Raw genomic sequence first — 16,493 nt, forward strand, 5'->3', positions numbered from 1 at the left:
GGCAGCAGGCGGGCGCGCGAGGTCAGGCGCCCTCCTGATAGGAAGCCTGATCTGGCGCGAGTGCCTGAGCCGGCGGAGGGTTTTGTCCGGGACGAACCGTCGCGCGAGGAGGGGATGGCATGGGAGGGTGGAGGCGAACAGGGAGGTCGCCGTGGCTGAGCGCATCGTTGTAGGAGTGGTGGACACGTCGGCGGGACGACGAGCACTGGAGTGGGCCGCGCATCGCGCACGGTCGCGGAAGGCCACTCTGCTCCTCGCGAGCGTCGTCGGGGGAGCGGTCGGTGCCGTCGGGGAGGGCCCTGTGGTGGACGCGGCGATCGCGGCCGCGCGGAGTCTGCTGGAGGAGCACGCGGAGACGCTGAAGGCCCAGGGCCTGGACGTCGACATCGTCGTGCTCCGCGGCGACCCGGTCCGCCAGCTCGTCTCGACCACCGCGGGCGCGAACCTCCTGGTGATCGGAAGCGACTTCCGACCCGATGACGCGGACAGCCCGCGGCGCGGGGCGCACGGGCTGCGCATCGTCGCCGACTCGTCCTGCCCCGTCGTGGTGATCCCGGATATCGAGGCGGGAGACCGCCGCGGTGTCGTCGTCGGAGTGGACGGGTCGCCGATCTCGGAAGCCGCCGTCGCCTTCGCCGCTGCCGAAGCCGACCGCCTCGGCGAGCCCCTCATCGCGGTGACGGTATGGACGCCCGTGCCCCTTCCGCGCGGAGCGAGGTCGTATCCCGAGCAGTACCTCTCCTCCATGCAGGAGCTGGCCGAAGAGACTCTCGCCGTCGCTCTCGCCGGGCTGCGCCAGACGTATCCGGATCTCGGGCTGCAGCCCCGGGTCGAGCGCGGGTACCCGTCCGAGGTCATCAACCGGGCGGCCGCCACCGCGAGCCTCGCCGTGGTGGGCTCACACGGGCGGGGGGCCGTCGCCCGGTTCCTGCTCGGGTCGATCAGCCACGAGGTCCTCGCGGCGCTCGTCGCGCCCACCGCCGTCGTCCGCTGACCGGCGGGACGGCATCCGCGGCCTAGAGCGGGCTGGTCAGCACCTCGTGAAGCACGCGTCGGCTGTCGTCTCCGCCCGGTCCTGACCCGCTGGAGAGCGTCACCAGGGCTTTCCAGAGCGCCCAGCCGCGAGCCCGTCGCCACGTCGCGGCATCGAGGCCGGCGGCGTCGCGGAACGCGTCACGCGCGTCCCCCTCGAAGTACGTCCACGCCATGACGAGGTCGCAGGCAGGATCGCCGACGCCGCAGGTGCCGAAATCGATCATCGCCGACAGGCGGCCGTCGCTGACGAGGAGGTTCCCGACGGCGACATCACCGTGGAACCAGACGGGCGAAGACTCCCAGACGCTGCTCGTCGCCGCGAGCCAGACGCTCCGGCAGTTCTCCGTGTCCACGGTGCCGTCCAGCCGCTGCAGCGCGGCGTGGACGTCATCGCTGTAGACGCTCGGATGCGAACCGCGGAAGAACGAGTGCCGGCCGGCGGCCTGCCCCGCGTGCACGGGGAGAGACCTCAGGACGCGGAGGAGGCCCCCGAGATCGACGGCGAGGCGGACACGATCGAGCCCCGCGACGCGGTCGACGGTGTCGCCGTCGAGCCACCGGCGGATGGACCACGGAAACGGATAGCCGCGGCCGGGTTCGCCGAGCGCAACGACGGAGGGAACGGCGACCGGGAGCCGTCCGGCCAGGAACTCGAGCGCTCTGCTCTCCTTCTGCACGGCCGTCGCGTAGGACTCGGCAACGGGAAGGCGAACCGACAGATCCTCACCCAGGCGGAAAGTCCTGTTGTCCCACCCCTGACGCGCCACGGCGCGGACGGGCAGGTGCGCCCAGCGGGGGAACTGCTCTTCGACGAGCTCAGCTACCACGGCTGCATCGATGTCGACTGGTCGGCTCACCCCTCGATACTCCCGGAGGTCGGCTCCCGCCACATGCGAAAGGCCCTCTGGCCTGGGATTTCTCCCGGCCAGAGGGCCTTCCATTTGTTGCGGGGACAGGATTTGAACCTGCGACCTCCGGGTTATGAGCCCGGCGAGCTACCGAACTGCTCCACCCCGCGGCACAAGAGATAACTTATCACGGATCTGGAGAGGCGTCGAATCGAGCGCGGCAGCGACGGGTGCGAGAGGATGGCGTCATGCCTGAGAACGCCGCCGTCCCCGTCGCCGTGTGCCAGTTCGCTCCCACCGATTCGCGCGAGGCCAACAGGGAGCGGATCGCCGAGCTCGCGACGGACGCCGCCCGACTGGGGGCGAAGCTCATCGTGTTCCCGGAGTACTCGAGCTTCTTCGTCGATCCGATGGACGAACGCCTCGCGGCGAATGCGGAGGGTCTCGACGGTGAGTTCGTGACCGGACTGATCGGCCTGGCCGCGGAGCTCGCCGTCGTCATCGTCGCGGGCGTCACGGAGAAGGCCTCGGACGAGGGGCGCGTGCGCAACACGGTCGTCGCCGTGCGCGGCGACGGCATCCTCGCGGTCTACCGCAAGCAGCACCTGTACGACGCGTTCGGGCAGAGCGAGTCGGACTGGGTGGAGCCGGGGGAGATCGGCGAGCCCGCGGTCTTCGAGCTCGGAGGTCTGCGCTTCGGGCTGATGACCTGTTACGACCTGCGGTTCCCCGAGCTGTCGCGGCGCCTCGCGGTCGCCGGTGCCGACGCGCTCGTGGTGCCGGCGGAATGGGTGCGCGGGCCGCTCAAGGAGCACCACTGGACCACGCTGCTCGCCGCGCGCGCCATCGAGAACACGGTGTTCGTCGTCGCCGCCGACCACCCGGCGCCGATCGGCGTGGGGCACTCGCGCATCGTGGACCCGCAGGGCGTCGTCCGCGCGGGGGTCGGGCCCGAGCCGGGGGTGGCACTCGGAGTGGTCGACGGAGCGGCGATCACCAGGGTCCGGGAGACGAACCCCTCGCTGCGTGCACGGCGTTACGACGTGGTCCCGCGCTGACCGACCCGCTTCAGGCGCGCAGACCGGAGAGACGGGCGGCCGCCTCCTCCAGCACATCGACGCGTTTGCACGCCGCGAAGCGGACGAGGCCCGCGTACGCCGGGCGTCGCGCGGGGGACACGAAGGCGGTGAGGGGGATCGCCACGACCCCGGCCCGTTCCGGAAGCGCGCGGCAGAAGGCCGCCGCATCGGCGCCGCCGAGAGCCGTCGCGTCGGCCACCGTGAAGTAGCCGCCCTGTGGGGCATGGACGGTGAAGCCGGCCACGCGCAGACCGTCGCCGAGGATCGCGTGCTTGCGGGCGAGCAGGGAGGCGGCATCGGCGAAGAACGCATCGTCGAGGCGCAGGCCCACGGCCACGGCGGGCTGGAAAGGCGCGCCGTTGACGTAGGTGAGGTACTGCTTCACCGTCAGCACGGCCGTGATGAGCGCGGCGGGGCCGTGCACCCAGCCGATCTTCCACCCCGTGGTCGAGAAGGTCTTCCCGGCCGAGGAGATGGTCAGCGTCCGCTCCGCAGCGCCGGGCAGCGTGGCGATGGGCACGTGCGGGCCGCGGAAGGTGAGGTGCTCGTAGACCTCGTCGGTGACGATCACGGCCTCGTGCTTCTCGGCCAGACGCACGACCTCTCGGCGGACCACCTCGTCGAAGACCGCTCCCGTGGGGTTGTGCGGGTCGTTGACGAGGATGATCCGCGTCCGATCCGTGACCGCGTCCGCGAGCTGCTGCAGGTCGGGCTGGAAGTCCGGCGCCCGCAGCGGCACGGTCCGGAGCCGAGCGCCCGCGAGTGCGACCGCGGCGGCGTACGAGTCGTAGTAGGGCTCGAAGACGACGACCTCGTCCTCCGGCCCGTCGATGAGCGCGAGCAGGGTCGCCGTCAGCGCCTCGGTCGCCCCGGCCGTCACGATGACCTCGGTGCCCGGGTCGACGGCGAGCCCGTAGAACCTCTGTTGATGTTCGGCGATCGCCTGCAGGAGATCGGGGAAGCCGCGCCCCGGCGGGTACTGGTTGACGCCCTCGGCGATCGCTGCGCGTGCGGCGGCGAGGACCACCTCGGGGCCGTCCTCGTCCGGGAAGCCCTGCCCCAGATTGATGGAGCCGGTTCTGACCGCCGCGGCGGACATCTCTGCGAAGATGGTGGGCGCGACGGTACCGTCCGCGTCGAGCAGACCGGCACCGGCCGCCGTGCGACGCCATGCGCCGGGGATGACACTCATGAAGAACAGGCTAAGGCCATAGCTGAAACTCAAGCTCGGCATAAGGAACGCACAGGGATGCGGGGCATCCTGGAGGAGCGTTGAAGGAGCACACCATGAACCAGGACAACCCGCAGGACCGCCCGGCACCGGCGTCGGACGACGCCGTGTCGGCCGGACACACCCCTCAGACCCCTCAGACCCCCGAGGCCGCGCCGAGCGCGCCGTCTCCGGCCGCCGACGGCACCCTCACGGGCACCCCGGCCGCTTCCGCCCCGGTCGCCCCGCAGGGCCACCACATGCCGCCGACGTTCGCGTCGCACGCCGCGGGTGCCCCGACTGTGGCACCCGTGCCGCACGGGCTGGCCGCGCCCGGTCCCGCCGCGGCGGGCGTCCCCGGCGCCGCATTCGGCGTCCCGGCGCACGACACCCGGCCGCTCGACGGCACGGCGCCGCCGGCCGAGGGCACCCCGACCGCGACGAAGGAGAAGTCGCGCGGCGGCACCCGCGTCGCGGCGTTCATCGTCGCAGCCGCCCTCGTCGGCGGCGTCGCCGGCTTCGGCGGAGGCGCGCTGCTCACCGGGCTGCAGGACTCCCCGTCCTCCGGCACGGCGCAGGGACCGCAGACCGTCACGGTCAACAACCCCGGCTCGGTCAACGAGACCACCGCGGTCGCGACCGAGGCGCTTCCCTCCGTCGTCACCATCGAGGTGGCCGGGTCGCAGGAGGCCGGCAGCGGCTCCGGCGTCATCATCAGCAAGGACGGCTACGTCCTCACCAACACCCACGTCGTGACCCTCGGCGGCGCGGCGGCTGATCCGACGATCCGCGTCACGACCTCCGACGGCCGCATCTACGAGGCGACCGTGGTCGGCACCGACCCGATCTACGACCTCGCGGTGATCAAGCTCACGGACGCCGAGGGCCTGACTCCGATCGAGTTCGCCGACTCGTCGAAGCTCAACGTCGGCGATACCGCCGTGGCGCTCGGCGCCCCGCTGGGCCTGGCCAACTCGGTCACCACCGGCATCGTGAGCGCGCTGAACCGCAGCATCCAGATCGCCTCCTCCGCGCTGCCCGACTCCTCTTCCGAGGACGCCCCGCAGGAGCAGGCACCGGAGGACGGCCAGGGCGAGGGGCCCTTCCAGTTCGATCTGCCCGGCAACAGCGGGCAGCAGGCCACCGAGTCGATCTCGATCGCCGTGATCCAGACCGACGCGGCGATCAACCACGGCAATTCCGGCGGTGCCCTCGTCAACAGCAAGGGCGAGCTGATCGGCATCAACGTCGCGATCGCGAGCTCGGGCAACTCGGAGGAGTCGGGTTCGATCGGCATCGGCTTCGCCATCCCGTCCAACATCGCCCAGCGCGTCGCCGATGAGATCATCGCCGATGGCGCGGCCACGCACGGCCTCCTGGGCGCCTCGGTCCGGGATGCCTCCGGCGTCGAGGGCGCGACGGTGGCCGGCGCCTACATCGCCGAGGTCACCGACGGGGGCGCCGCCGAGGCCGCCGGTCTCCAGGCCGGTGACGTCGTGACGCGTTTCAACGGCGTCCCGATCACGAGCGCGACCGATCTCACGGCGCAGGTGCGCGCAGCGGCCGCCGACAGCAAGGCCGACGTGACCTACGTCCGCGACGGCAAGGAGAGCGACATCGAGGTGACGCTCGGCACGCTCGCCGGCTGATCCCCACGTCAGAGAAGGACGCCACCTGCGCGATAGGCTCGCCGGGTGGCGTCCTTCTCTTTCGGCACCGGCAACGCGGCCAAGCTGCTCCGGATCCCGCTGTACGCCCTCGGCCGTCTCGGCACCCTTCTCGTGCCGCGCGGTCCGCGCTGGGTCTTCGGATGCGGCGCCGGCGTCGGGGACGGCGCCCTCGCCCTGCAGCGGTACGCAGCGGAGGCGGGCCATGACACCCTGTGGCTGGCCGGGTCCCCGCGCGAAGCGGCGGACGCCGCGGCCCTCGGTCTGCGGAGTGTGCCACGGGGCGGTCTGCGCGGCTGGTGGGCGACCGCGCGCGCCGGGGTGCTGATCGTGACCCACGGCCTCGGCGACGTGAACCGCTACGGCAACGGCGGCGCGTTCGTGGTGCAACTCTGGCATGGCATCCCGCTCAAACGCATCGGCCTCGACTCTCCCGCCACGACCCAGGTGCCGGCCGTGCCCGGTGCGCCGGTCCTGCGTCGGCTCGTCGGTTGGATGTACCGGGGTGCCGCGCAGCGCATCCGGGTCCTCCCTGCCGCCTCGCACCGCGCCAGAGCACGCCTCGAGTCCGCGTTCGGGCTGGGCGATGATCGCGTGGTGGTGACCGGGGAGCCGCGCGTCGACGTGCTCTCGAGCGGTTCGCCCGAGGAACGCCGCGCCCATGCACGGCGGCTGCTCGCCGAGGCCGTGGGCGCGATCGGCGACACCGACCGGATCGTCCTCTACGCGCCGACCTGGCGCGACGGCGCTCCCGACCCCTCCGTCCCGACGGCCGAGGAATGGGTGCGGATCATCCGGGTGCTCGAAGACCACGATGCCGCTCTCCTCGTGCGCTCCCACCCCCTCGGCGACGGCAGCTACGCGCCGCCGGTGCCGACGACGCGGGTGCGGGCGCTGCCCAGCACGGTCGTCAGCGATGTGACGCCGGTGCTGCCCGCCGTCGACATCCTCATCACGGACTACTCGTCGCTCGCGTACGACGTGGGGCTCCTCGCCCTGCCGGTCGTCTTCCTCGCACCGGATGTCGCCGAGTACGCCCGCACCCGCGGCTTCTACGGCCGCTTCGAGGAGGTCGCCGCGTCCGGCGTCGCCACGGGGTGGGAAGACGCCCTCGTCCGGCTGGCGTCGCTGCTCGGCGATGCGGCCGCGTTCGACGAGGCCGCCGGGCGTTCCGCTACGCTCAGCGCGGAGATGCACGCGTTCCGTGACGGTCAGAACACTCGTCGGGTATACCGGGCGATCCGTGCGCGGGGGGTCCCCGCGCCGAAGGGAGCAGCATGACGACGGCCCGCATCGATGACACGGCACAGGCGCTGGTCATCGCAGGGACCGGGCAGCGTCCGGAGAGCGCCGAGCTCACCGGACCGCGGGCGCGGGTGAAGGCCCGCCTCACCGGTGGGGGGAAGACCTGGAAGGCGACGTTCGCGCTCCGCGCGTCGCGATGGGGCGGTCCGGAGCTGCCTCTGCCGTCCGGGGAGTACGACCTGCGGATCGACGGCGTCGATCCGGCCGAGCTGCGTCTCGCGCCGGTGCTCCTCCCGGGGGTGCGGATCGCCGTCGACGGTGCCGTCGTCCACATCGCGGCGCCCGTGGACCCCGTGTACGACACCGCCGAGGGGCGTTCCACGCTCGAGGAGCGCTACGTGGCGCAGGCAGGCGGCACCGAGAACGCCGTGTTCTTCGAGAGCTTCTACGGCCGGAGCGTCGGCTGCAACCCGCGCGCCATCGATCGCGAGCTCGCACGGCGCGCGCCGGGAGTGCGCCGGTACTGGAGCGTCGCCGACCTGTCGGTCGAGGTGCCGGACGGAGCGATCGCCGTGATCGAGGGCAGCCCGGAATGGTGGCACGCCCGCGGGGCCGCGCGCCTGCTCGTCGTGAACGACTGGCTGCGACGGCGCTTCGCGCGGAAGCCCGGGCAGAAGGTGCTGCAGACCTGGCACGGCACGCCCCTCAAGCGTCTGGCGCTGCACCGCCCCGGGTTCGATCCCCGGCGGATGGCGGCGGTGGTCAAGGAGTCCCGGCGGTGGGACGTGCTGCTCGCGCAGAACACGTACGCCGCGCGGATCCTGCGCAAGGCTTATGCGTTCTTCGGGCGGCCGATCTGGGTCGACGGCTATCCGCGCAACGATGCGCTGCGTACCGGGGACCCGGTCGCCGTCCGCGCGGCGCTCGGCATCGGGGCCGACGAGCGCGTCCTCCTCTACGCGCCGACCTGGCGCGACGACCGGGCGGAGATGGTCGACTTCGTCGATCCCGAACTCCTCGCGCGGCAGACGAACGCCGTCGTGCTGGTGCGCGGCCACTCGCGCACGCTGGGCGAGGGCAGGGATCGCGCCGGCGCCCGGGTGATCGATGTGACGGGCTACCCCGAGACGTCGCAGCTCCTGCTCGCCGCCGACGCCCTCGTCACGGACTACTCCTCCGTCATGTTCGACTACTCGGTGACCGGCAAGCCGATGTACTTCCTCGTGCCCGACCTCGACCACTACCGCGGTCAGCTCCGCGGCTTCTACTTCGATCTGGCGGAGCGGGCGCCGGGGCCCTTGCTCGGTACGCAGGACGAACTCGTGGCCGCGCTGGAGGATGCGGGGCACCGGGAGAGGTACGCCGAGCGCTATGCCGCCTGGCAGCGGCAGTTCAACACCCTCGACGACGGTCGGGCCGCGCAGCGGGTGGTCGACCGGATCCTCGACCTCGGATTCGTCACGCCGTAGTCGTCGGACGTCAGGGCAGGGGGGTGTTCCGCGTGCCGAGCCGGGACGCGTCCACCGTGTCGCCGGCTCCGCGCAGCACGCCGCCGAGGAAGCCGAGACCCCACGAGAGGTGCATCGTGGGCAGCACGAGGAGCGTCCACAGGCGTTGCCGCACGCCGCCCCCGCCGGGAGCGAGGGCCACGCCGACCACGAGCAGCACGTAGAGCGCGAGCGGGACGTAGACCAGGCACGAGGCGATGAGGGAGGCGGTTCCCGACACCGCACCGGACAGCTGCAAGGCCCCGAGGACCACGGCGAGTGCGACGAACAGCAGCAGGACCGGCGGCGCGAAGTAGCGAAGACCGTTGCGACGACCGAAGCGCCGCACCAGCTCCCCTCGCCAGGCGCCGGTCGCGCGGAACTGCCTGGCCAGGCGCAGCCAGCTCTCGCGGGGCCAGTAGGTCACCGACAGCTCGGGGTCGAACCACACGCGGTGCCCGGCCTGGCGGATGCGCAGGTTCAGCTCCCAGTCCTCGCCGCGGCGGATCGTCTCGTCGAACAGACCGACCTCGTCGAGGACGTCCCGACGGATCACGCCGAGGTAGGCGGACTCCGCCTCTCCTTCGACGCGGCCGCCGTGATACGCCCCGCCGCCGAGGCCGACGGGGGAGTTGTACAGCCGGGCGACGGCCTTCTGGAAGGGCGTCCGGCCCTCGGCGTGCATGACGCCGCCGACGTTGGCGGCCCCCGTGCGCTGCAGGGTCTGCAGGGCCCTGGCCGCGTAGCCGGGAGCGAGCTCGGAGTGGGCATCGACCCGGATGACCGTGGGGTAGCGGCTGGCCCGGATCGCGGCGTTGAGGCCGACCGGGATGTGCGCGGCCGGGTTGTCCACGAGACGGATCCGGTCGTCGGCCGCGGCCAGTCGGCGGGCGAGGGCGGTGGTGCCGTCCGATGACGGTCCCAGCGCGAGGATGAGCTCGGCGGGGACGCCGACCTCCTGGGCGAGCACCGATGCGACGGCGTGCTCCAGGTAGGCGCGTTCGTTGAGCACCGGCATCACGAAGGACACCCCGGTGACGGGGGTGGGGGATCCGTTGGCTGGCACACGTCGATCATGTCACGCCGCTCCTGCCGCTCTCTCTCAGGCGGCGTCCGCCTGTCCGCCGCCGCGGATGCCGGGACAGGACGAACTATCCTGGAGGGATGGGTGCACTGTCTGACGCGAAGAAGGCCTACCGTCTCCTGCAGCGGGCGCTCGCTTCGCGCTCGGCGGTGCAGCGCGTCCGCCGCCGGCTGGCGGATCAGGTGCCGTACCCGGCCGAGCACTTCCAGGTCGCGGTGTACTTCGCGGACGGCGCCGTGAACATGTACCAGATGCGGCAGTGGTACCGCCCGCTGGCCGCGCTCGCCGAGCGGTGGCCCGTCGTGGTGCTGGCACGCCAGGCGACCGGCGCGGAGAAGCTCCTCGAGGAGGACGGCCCGCCCGTCGCCTTCGTGCCGAAGGTGCGCGATCTCGAGCGCTTCCTGGCCACGCAGGACATCCGCGTGGTGCTGTACGTGAACCAGAACACCCGCAACTTCCAGATGTTCCGGTACGGCCGCCGGTGGCACGTGTTCATCAACCACGGCGAGTCCGACAAGATGTACATGACCACGAATCAGTACAAGGCCTACGACTACGCCTTCGTCGCCGGTCAGGCGGCGAGGGACCGGCTGTCGCGGACGCTGTGGGACTACGACGTGGAGAGCCGGACGATCGAGATCGGACGCCCCCAGGCGGACCACTATTCCGGCTCGCTCCCGTACACACCGGACGACCGTCTCGTCGTGCTGTACGCGCCGACCTGGGAGGGAGACCGGCCCAGCGCGCACTACGGCTCCATCGCCTCGCACGGCGAGCGCCTCGTGGCGCGACTCCTCGCGACGGGGGAGCACCGCGTCATCTACCGTCCGCACCCGCGAAGCGGTGTCGTCGACGAGGCCTACGGGGCGGCGCACAGGCGCATCATCGCGGCCATCGCCGCCGCGAACGCGGCCGATCCGACCGCCCAGCATGTGTTTGACGACGGTCCGGAGCTCGGATGGCAGCTGGCCGCCGCCGACGTCGCCGTCGTGGACATCTCGGCCATGGTGTACGACCGCCTCGCGGCGGGAAAGCCGCTCATGATCACGCGACCGGTCGACGAGGAGGCCGCCGTCGACACCACCGGCTACCTCTCGGACTGCGAGTGGCTGTCCGCAGAGGCGGCGGACGACATCGTCGCCGAGGTGGAGCGCGTGCGGCAGGACGAGGCGGCCGTCGCGCGGCTGCAGATGTGGGTGCGCCACTACTTCGGCGACACCACCCCCGGTGTCGCGACGCAGAAGTTCCACGCGGCCGTCGACCGTCTCATGGGGGAGTGGGAGCGGTGGCGCGATCGCGAGATCGGCGCCGTCCGCGGTGACGCGGACGATGACGACGACGAAGCCGACGACGAGGACGTATGAGCGGCGACTTCCCGCGCTCCGCCGCGCTCGCACCGCGTCTCGAGGTCGTCGACGCGGCGGGGTCGACGAACGCCGACCTCCGTGCACACGCCGACGACGCCGACGGCTGGCCGCACCTCTCGGTCCTCCTGACCCGGCACCAGACCGCCGGACGGGGGCGACTGGATCGCCGGTGGGTGGCCCCGGCGGGGTCGGCGCTCGCGGTGAGCGTCCTCCTCCGCGATCTGCCCGCCGAACCCGCGGTGCGAGGCTGGATCCCGCTCGCCGCCGGAGCGGCCATGACCGAGGCCGTCGCCGCGCAGCTGCCCGCCGCCACCGTCGCCCTCAAGTGGCCGAACGACGTCCTCGTCGACGGCCGCAAGATCTGCGGCATCCTCGCCGAGGCGACCCCGCACGCTGTCATCGTCGGCGCGGGGGTCAACACGTCCATGACCGCGACGCAGCTTCCGGTGCCCACGGCCACCTCGTTCGCCGTGCACGGCGTGGTCGTCGACGAGGACGAGCTGCTCCACTCCTACCTCTCGGCGCTCGACGGTCACCTGACCGCGCTCACCGCGGCGGACGACGCGATCGCGAGCGGTCTCCATGCGGCGGTCGCCGCACGGTGCGCGACGGTGGGACAGGCCGTGCGGGTCTCGCTCCCCGGCGGCTCCCTGCTCGACGGCACGGCCGTCGGCATCGACGCCGAGGGACGCCTGCGCGTCGAGGCGGAGGGCACCGTGCACGCGGTCTCGGCCGGCGACGTCGTGCACGTCCGCCCCGCGTGAGGCGGGGACACGCCGCCGCACGGACGGTGTTGTCGGCGATCCCGGGCACAATGGGGGTGTGACCCAGCCCGTGACGCTCGGCGGACGCCCGCTGATGCCGCCGCCCGGCACTCCCGCCGAGGAGTTGCTGATCGCGCGCTTCCGTGGCCACGCGCGTCGGCTCTTCTGGTCGGCGCTCGTGCTCATCGCCGTCTTCGGGGCCGCCGCCTACTTCTACGGCAACCTGCCGGCCGGCTTCGAGGACTGGATGCTGCTCGCGGCTGCCGGGACCGTCGTCCTCGTCGCCGTCGTGATCCCCTTCATCGTCTGGTACTCCCGGACGACGACGATCACGACCCGTCGCGTCATCGCCGCCCAGGGACTGGGCGCGCGCAACCGCCGCGAGATGTCGCACGCACGCGGTTACACGATCGGCGTCCGTCGCGGCCCGCTGCAGCGGATGTGGGGCTGCGGGACCATCACGCTCTCGAACGGCGTGGACGCGCCTCTGCGTCTGGTGAACGTGCCGAACGTCACCCTCGTGCACGAGACCCTCGCCGACCAGATCGAGGTCGGTCAGATCCTGGCCCACCGCGACGCCCAGGCGAGCGGCGACGACTTCGCCTGAGCTCGGCCGACGTGCCCGGTCCGTCCGGGGCGCACCTGCGTTCCCCGGGCGCTCGCGCGTGCGGAAGAATGGGCATGACGAATGGAGGCGGCACATGGCGCTGCGCGTGGGCGTGATCGGCGGAGGACAGCTGGCACGGATGATGATCGCTCCGGCGGTCGAGCTCGGTCTCGATCTGCGGGTGCTCGCCGAAGAGGAGGGTATGGCCGCGGGCCTCGCCGCCACAGCGGTGGGTGACTACCGGGACCTCGAGACCGTGCGTGCCTTCGCCGCCGACGTCGACGTCATCACGTTCGACCACGAGCATGTGCCGCAGGACGTGCTCCGCGCTCTCGTCGCCGAGGGCGTCGCCGTGCACCCCGGCCCGGATGCGCTCCAGTTCGCCCAGGACAAGCTCGTCATGCGCTCCCGGCTGGCGGAGCTCGGCGTGCCGCAGCCCGAGTGGGCTCCGGTCCGCTCCGCTGACGACCTGCAGCGCTTCCTCGACGAGCACGACGGTGCCGCGGTGGTCAAGACGCCGCGGGGCGGGTACGACGGCAAGGGTGTGCGGGTGGTGCGCTCGGGCGCCGAAGCGCAGGACTGGCTCGATGCGCTGCAGGGCTCCGACGCCCTGCTCGTCGAGGAGCTCGTCCCCTTCGTCCGCGAGCTCGCCCAGCAGGTCGCACGCCGACCCGGGGGAGAGATGATCCCGTATCCGGTCGTCGAGACGGTGCAGCGCGACGGCGTCTGCGCCGAGGTGATCGCCCCGGCGCCCGCGGCGACCGAGCGTCTCGCCGAGGTCGCTGAGGACATCGGCCGTCGTATCGCGGAGGGCCTGGGCGTGACCGGGATGCTCGCGGTCGAGCTCTTCGAGACGGACGACGAGCGCATCCTCGTGAACGAGCTCGCGATGCGACCGCACAACAGCGGACATTGGAGCCAGGACGGAGCCGTCACCGGACAGTTCGAGCAGCATCTGCGTGCCGTGGCGGATCTGCCACTGGGGAACACCCAGCCCCGCGCGGCCTGGTCGGTCATGGTGAACATCCTCGGCGGCCCGACGGACGGCACTCTCGGAGACCGTTTCGAGGCGGCGATGACCGCGCACCCCGATGCCAAGATCCACACGTACGGCAAGGCGCCGCGGCCCGGCCGCAAGGTGGGGCACGTGAACGTCGCCGGGGACGACCTCGACGACGCGGTGTACGAGGCCAGGGCCGCCGCAGCGGCCTTCGCCTGAGGATTCCCGCGGCGGCACACGGAAAAGACGTGTGCCGCTCGGGGGTTCTCCCAGCGCGAGACCGTAGCCTGATCTGGTGACCGAGCCACTGCACTCCTCCGCCGCTCCTCTGGTCGGCGTTGTCATGGGATCCGACTCCGACTGGCGCGTCATGAGCGACGCGTCCCAAGCGCTCACCGACTTCGGGATCCCTCACGAGGTCGAGGTGGTCTCGGCCCACCGTACGCCGGACAAGCTCATGTCGTACGCGCGTGAGGCGCGGTCTCGTGGCCTGCGCGTCATCATCGCGGGCGCCGGCGGTGCCGCCCACCTGCCCGGCATGCTCGCGTCGATGACGGCGCTCCCGGTCATCGGCGTCCCCGTGCCGCTCGCGTACCTGGACGGCATGGACTCCCTGCTGTCGATCGTGCAGATGCCCGCGGGTATCCCGGTCGCGACGGTGTCGATCGGCGGCGCGCGCAACGCCGGCCTGCTCGCGGTCCGGATCCTCGCTGCCGCGGACGACGATCTGGCGGACCGCGTCGAGGCCTACGCCGCCGACCTCGAGGCGCAGGTCGAGGAGAAGAACGATCGGCTGAAGGGCTCGCTGTGACCCTTGCGCCCCCGCGCGCGACACGACGTCCGCTCATCGAGACGCGGCCGCTGCGACACCCGGACCCGGCTGATCCGGGCCTCATGTCGAAGCGCGCCTGGTGGCTCGTCGGGCTCAACCTCCTCATCCCGGGCTCCGCGCAGGTGCTCGCGGGCAATCGCCGCCTGGGCAGGTTCGGACTCGGCGTCACGCTGACGACGTGGGTCTCGGCCGCCCTCGCCCTCGCCCTCGCCCTGTTCGCGCGCCCCGTCTTCCTCTGGCTCACGATCGGCGGCGGCTTCGTCTCGGCGGTACTGCTCACCCTCGTGCAGGTGCTGCTCGTGGGTGTCGTGGTGCTCTGGATCGTCCTCACCTTCGACACGCTCCGGCTCGTCCGTCTGGTCAAGGTCCCCGCGCCGTCGCGCTTCGTCCTCCCGGTCGTCGCCCTCCTCCTGTTGGGGCTGGTCGGCGGCATGACCGGGTACGCGGCCACGGCGGTGGGCTCGGTGCGGGGCAGCGTCGGGGCCATCTTCGGGCAGAGCGGGCCGAGCCTGCCGCCCAGCGACGGCTACTACAACATCCTGCTGCTCGGCGCGGACAGTGGAGACGGTCGCGACTCGATGCGGTTCGACAGCATCTCCGTCGTCTCCGTCAATGCCGAGACCGGCGCGGTCACCATCACCGGCATCCCCCGTGAGCTCCCGCATGCGCCGTTCAGCGACGGCAGCCCGATGCAGGAGCTGTATCCCGACGGCTTCCAGGGACAGGGCTCGTCCACCTGCGGCTGGAACGGCTGGATGAACCATGTGCGCAACGCCGCGGAGGTGTGCCGCGAGGACAAGGGGACCGGGCTCTATCCGGACGCGGAGGCCACGGGCTCGGCACCGGGCATCGAGGCGACCAAGGACGCCGCGGAGGGCGTGCTCGGCATCGAGATCCCGTACTACGTGTTCGTCGACATGCACGGCTTCGCCGACCTCGTGGACGCCCTCGGCGGCGTGGACATCACCGTCACCGAGCGCCTCCCCAAGGGCGGTCCGCCTGAGGGGTGGTCCGGGACCGACGTGAACGAGTGGGCGATCGGGTGGATCGAGCCCGGGCAGCAGCACATGGATGGCGACACCGCGCAGTGGTACGCCCGCTCGCGGTACACGACCAGCGACTGGGACCGCATGAAGCGGCAGCGCGAGCTGCAGGAGGCGATCCTCGCCCAGTTCACGCCGCAGACCGTGCTCACGCGTTTCAACGAGGTGGCTGCCGCGGGCACGGCGCTCATCGACACGGATCTTCCGCAGGGCAAGCTGCCGGAGTTCTTCGATCTCATGCTCAAGGCCAAGGAGCAGCCGGTCCAGACGGTCGAACTGACGCCGGAGAACGGTGTCGACGAGTTCGACCCGAACTACGACTTCATCCACGAGCTGCTGCAGCAGAAGCTGCACCCGCCGACGGAGACCCCCGTTCCCACTCCCTGAGTCCGCAGGGAACGACGCAGCCCACGGGCGATGTTCCCGGGAACATCGCCCGTGGGCCGTCCGGTGCATGACCGGATTCGCCAGACGACGGTGATCGGAGGGGGAGGGATCACCGTCGTCCAGCCGGCCACCGCACAAGGCGGCGACCTGGCTCAGGCGCGCGTGCGGCGCGCGACTCAGGCGCGCTTGCGGCGCGCGGCTCCGACGGCGACGAGGCCACCACCGGCGACCAGAGCGACTGCGGCGCCGCCGACGATCCACGGCGACACCGATCCGCCGGTGAGGGCGAGCTCCGTGCCGCCCGTGAGCGGCAGCTCGGTCCCGGCGGGAGCAGCGGTGCCGGGGTCGTGGTCGCAGCTGGAAGCGGCGGCGTTCCCGTGCGAGACCGTCACCGTGGCGGTGTATGCCCGAGAACCGGCGAAGTCGAGGGCGTAGGCCCCCTGCCCGTCGGAGGGCGGGCGGAACGTGACCCTCAGGCTGCCGTCGGATGCGGCGGTGTTGCCCGAGATGGCGGCGGCGCCGGCGTTCTGCCCCGAGACGGACACTCCGACGGTCTCCGAGGGCTCGAAGTACCCGGCGCCGAAGGCGACGGTCGAGACCTCACAGGTGTCGATGATCGCGTCGCCCACCTTCGCGCCCGGAGGCGAGGGGTAGGAGTCGCTCGGTGCCGCAGAGGCGACGGTCGGCGCGGCCAAGATGAGCGCGCCAGCGGTAAGGCTGATGGCAGCCAGTTTCTTCAGCATGATTTCTCCCCAGAATTTCACGCGGAATCGCCTCCGGACACACCCCTGCGTCCGACTGCGCGAGATCCTCTGCCCCCACGGCAGGTTCACGGACC

15 protein-coding genes and 1 tRNA gene are annotated in these 16,493 nt (G+C 71.8%); 11 read left to right on the top strand and 5 right to left on the bottom strand.

The annotated features are described in order from the left end of the window. The first annotated feature begins 151 nt into the window (after window positions 1-151). Window positions 152-994 (top strand): universal stress protein, encoded by an 843-nt coding sequence (locus AC3B5L_RS06100; RefSeq protein ID WP_490096302.1) that lies wholly within the window; start codon window positions 152-154, stop codon window positions 992-994. Between the two features lie 22 nt (window positions 995-1,016). Here the strand turns inward: AC3B5L_RS06100 and AC3B5L_RS06105 are convergent, their stop codons facing one another. Next, the gene (locus tag AC3B5L_RS06105; protein ID WP_490096303.1) at window positions 1,017-1,892 is read right to left on the bottom strand and encodes an aminoglycoside phosphotransferase family protein; all 876 of its coding nucleotides are present in this window, start codon (window positions 1,890-1,892) and stop codon (window positions 1,017-1,019) included. Between the two features lie 87 nt (window positions 1,893-1,979). Then, a tRNA-Met gene (locus AC3B5L_RS06110) sits at window positions 1,980-2,053 on the bottom strand. A gap of 78 nt (window positions 2,054-2,131) precedes the next feature. On the opposite strand from AC3B5L_RS06110, the gene AC3B5L_RS06115 reads away from it, so the two are divergent. Then, window positions 2,132-2,941, top strand: coding sequence for a carbon-nitrogen hydrolase family protein (locus AC3B5L_RS06115; RefSeq protein WP_490096304.1), 810 nt, complete (start codon window positions 2,132-2,134; stop codon window positions 2,939-2,941). Between the two features lie 10 nt (window positions 2,942-2,951). Here the strand turns inward: AC3B5L_RS06115 and AC3B5L_RS06120 are convergent, their stop codons facing one another. Then, a complete protein-coding gene (locus AC3B5L_RS06120) occupies window positions 2,952-4,154 on the bottom strand; it encodes an aminotransferase class I/II-fold pyridoxal phosphate-dependent enzyme (protein WP_490096305.1) in 1,203 nt (400 codons plus the stop codon). Between the two features lie 95 nt (window positions 4,155-4,249). Between AC3B5L_RS06120 and AC3B5L_RS06125 the strand changes: the two genes are divergently transcribed. The 3 genes from AC3B5L_RS06125 to AC3B5L_RS06135 are packed head-to-tail and all read left to right on the top strand — an operon-like array spanning window position 4,250 to window position 8,553. Continuing rightward, the gene (locus tag AC3B5L_RS06125; protein WP_490096306.1) at window positions 4,250-5,821 is read left to right on the top strand and encodes a S1C family serine protease; all 1,572 of its coding nucleotides are present in this window, start codon (window positions 4,250-4,252) and stop codon (window positions 5,819-5,821) included. Window positions 5,822-5,866: 45 nt separating this feature from the next. Beyond that, the gene (locus AC3B5L_RS06130) at window positions 5,867-7,120 is read left to right on the top strand and encodes a CDP-glycerol glycerophosphotransferase family protein (RefSeq protein WP_187663679.1); all 1,254 of its coding nucleotides are present in this window, start codon (window positions 5,867-5,869) and stop codon (window positions 7,118-7,120) included. Beyond that, window positions 7,117-8,553: a CDP-glycerol glycerophosphotransferase family protein gene (locus AC3B5L_RS06135; protein WP_490096307.1), complete on the top strand. Its 1,437-nt coding sequence runs from the start codon at window positions 7,117-7,119 to the stop codon at window positions 8,551-8,553. Before AC3B5L_RS06130 ends, AC3B5L_RS06135 begins: the two co-directional genes overlap by 4 nt. Before the next feature lie 10 nt (window positions 8,554-8,563). Here the strand turns inward: AC3B5L_RS06135 and AC3B5L_RS06140 are convergent, their stop codons facing one another. Further along, window positions 8,564-9,589, bottom strand: coding sequence for a glycosyltransferase (locus tag AC3B5L_RS06140; protein ID WP_187664124.1), 1,026 nt, complete (start codon window positions 9,587-9,589; stop codon window positions 8,564-8,566). 146 nt (window positions 9,590-9,735) lie between these two features. Between AC3B5L_RS06140 and AC3B5L_RS06145 the strand changes: the two genes are divergently transcribed. The 6 genes from AC3B5L_RS06145 (at window position 9,736) to AC3B5L_RS06170 (ending at window position 15,655) form a co-directional block, all read left to right on the top strand. Next, entirely contained in the window at window positions 9,736-11,019 is a 1,284-nt protein-coding gene (locus AC3B5L_RS06145; RefSeq protein WP_490096308.1) for a CDP-glycerol glycerophosphotransferase family protein, read from the top strand. Next, on the top strand, window positions 11,016-11,786 hold the full coding sequence (locus tag AC3B5L_RS06150) for a biotin--[acetyl-CoA-carboxylase] ligase (protein ID WP_490096309.1): 771 nt from the start codon (window positions 11,016-11,018) through the stop codon (window positions 11,784-11,786). The genes AC3B5L_RS06145 and AC3B5L_RS06150 overlap by 4 nt, the downstream gene beginning before the upstream one ends. Window positions 11,787-11,880: 94 nt before the next feature. Beyond that, on the top strand, window positions 11,881-12,393 hold the full coding sequence (locus AC3B5L_RS06155; protein ID WP_268777818.1) for a PH domain-containing protein: 513 nt from the start codon (window positions 11,881-11,883) through the stop codon (window positions 12,391-12,393). A gap of 94 nt (window positions 12,394-12,487) precedes the next feature. Continuing rightward, on the top strand, window positions 12,488-13,612 hold the full coding sequence (locus tag AC3B5L_RS06160) for a 5-(carboxyamino)imidazole ribonucleotide synthase (protein ID WP_259953161.1): 1,125 nt from the start codon (window positions 12,488-12,490) through the stop codon (window positions 13,610-13,612). A 124-nt stretch (window positions 13,613-13,736) separates the two neighbouring features. Beyond that, complete coding sequence (purE, locus tag AC3B5L_RS06165; protein ID WP_268777817.1) at window positions 13,737-14,204, top strand: 5-(carboxyamino)imidazole ribonucleotide mutase; 468 nt, start codon at window positions 13,737-13,739, stop codon at window positions 14,202-14,204. Beyond that, window positions 14,201-15,655 carry an LCP family protein gene (locus tag AC3B5L_RS06170; protein WP_268777727.1) on the top strand — a complete coding sequence of 485 codons (1,455 nt, stop codon included), beginning with the start codon at window positions 14,201-14,203 and terminating at the stop codon, window positions 15,653-15,655. The genes purE and AC3B5L_RS06170 overlap by 4 nt, the downstream gene beginning before the upstream one ends. 176 nt (window positions 15,656-15,831) lie before the next feature. On the opposite strand, the gene AC3B5L_RS06175 is transcribed toward AC3B5L_RS06170, so the two are convergent. Next, window positions 15,832-16,398 carry an LAVTG motif-containing sortase-dependent surface protein gene (locus AC3B5L_RS06175; protein WP_187663685.1) on the bottom strand — a complete coding sequence of 189 codons (567 nt, stop codon included), beginning with the start codon at window positions 16,396-16,398 and terminating at the stop codon, window positions 15,832-15,834. Between the last annotated feature and the right edge of the window lie 95 nt (window positions 16,399-16,493).

This window comes from Microbacterium sp. C-MGS6, from assembly GCF_058140415.1.